Genomic DNA, 1338 nt, shown 5'->3' with positions numbered 1-1338 from the left:
GGGATCGATCTGCGGGACGCTTTCAGCGGACCGCTCGGAGGGGCTTGGCGTTGTCGGCGCGTGCTGGTGATGCCGCCAGGGTCGACCGCAGGTCTTCTCGTGCTCGTTGGTAGCGGGTGCGTGCGGTCGATGCGGGGACGCCGAGGAGTTGTCCGGCTTCGGTGATGGAGAAGCCGTCCCAGTGGATGAGGCGGACGAGCTCGGCCTGTTCTGGCGCGAGCCTGCCGATCGCATCGCGCACCTCGGCTCCTTCGTCGGCGGGGCGTCCTTCGGTGGGAGCGGTCGCGAGGACGCCGCGGAGCCGGCCGGAGAGGTCGGCTCGCCTGTTCTCAGTGCGGGTGCTGTTCGAGAGGACGTTCCGGGCGATGCCGAAGAGCCACATCCTCGACTCCTCCGCGGTGCGGGGGAGGGCGCCGACACGGCGCCATGCGGTGAGCATGACGTCCCCGAGCGCGTCGGCGGCGTCCTCGAGAGGGAGGCGGCGTTGCAGGTACTTGAGCAAGTCGGGCGAGGCGACGCGCAGAGCCTCGCTGAGTCGCTCCGCCTCATCGGACGTCTGGCGGGTCACCAGGTCGCTCCGGGGCAGTGGGCCTCGCCGGCGATGCTGAGGTTTGCGGCGTCGACGTCGACGTTCTGCGCAGCGAGTTCGGCGTCAAGAGCGTTGCTGATGATGCGCCCGACGGCGGTCGAGTACTCCCGGTCGGCGTTGTAGAACTCGGTGCCGTAGCCGGCCGGCGTGCGGGATCCGTCAGCGTTGATGAAGGATCGGTCCTCGGTACGCAGCTGCGCGATGGTCTCCTGGAGTGCCCCGTCGCTGAGGAGGGCGTCTATGTCGGTCGTCTGGTAGAAGTTCTCGACCACGGCGACGGCCGCCGGATCGGTTCCTTGAACGTCTCCCATGCGCTCCTCACACTGAACACCGCTGGGCAGCGAATAGGTGATCGAGGCGTCCGGCGTCTCCGCCCACGGCGACCACGCGCCCGTCGCCGCGGCGGCCGCGGTCGCCATGCCACCGAGCAGTACCAGCGACGCCACTCCGGCGACCGCAGGACGCGCCCAGCGGTGACGGTTGACGCGGGCCTCTGCCGCCGCGAGCTGCTGAAGCTCGGCCAGCTCGACAGCGACGTCGTTCGTCACTGTCGATGTGCGGGGGCTGGACTCATCCAGCAGGACGTCCAGGGGGTCTCGGTCAGGGGCGGCAGTCATGACGGGCTCCTTCGAAAGCGGGTTCATCCTGTACATGTCCACCCGACCCGCAAACGTCTGCCGCAGCATGAAACCGGCTCGCCGCCCTCGTCGCGGTGCCAGCGCCGACGCCGGACGTCAGGTCGCGAGGGA

Annotated in this window: 2 protein-coding genes; both read right to left on the bottom strand. The window is 69.4% G+C overall.

Annotated elements, in window-relative coordinates:
• Nucleotides 1-22 precede the first annotated feature (22 nt).
• Nucleotides 23-568 carry an RNA polymerase sigma factor gene (locus tag C5C30_RS17265; protein ID WP_104334193.1) on the bottom strand — a complete coding sequence of 182 codons (546 nt, stop codon included), beginning with the start codon at nucleotides 566-568 and terminating at the stop codon, nucleotides 23-25.
• Complete coding sequence (locus tag C5C30_RS17260) at nucleotides 565-1242, bottom strand: hypothetical protein (protein WP_146081579.1); 678 nt, start codon at nucleotides 1240-1242, stop codon at nucleotides 565-567. Before C5C30_RS17260 ends, C5C30_RS17265 begins: the two co-directional genes overlap by 4 nt.
• Nucleotides 1243-1338: the final 96 nt, after the last annotated feature.

The sequence above is a fragment of the Rathayibacter sp. AY2B5 genome (assembly GCF_002931645.1).
GTDB lineage: Bacteria > Actinomycetota > Actinomycetes > Actinomycetales > Microbacteriaceae > Rathayibacter.
Note: the sequence above shows the minus strand (reverse complement) of the source record. Positions and strands in the feature narration are given on the sequence as shown.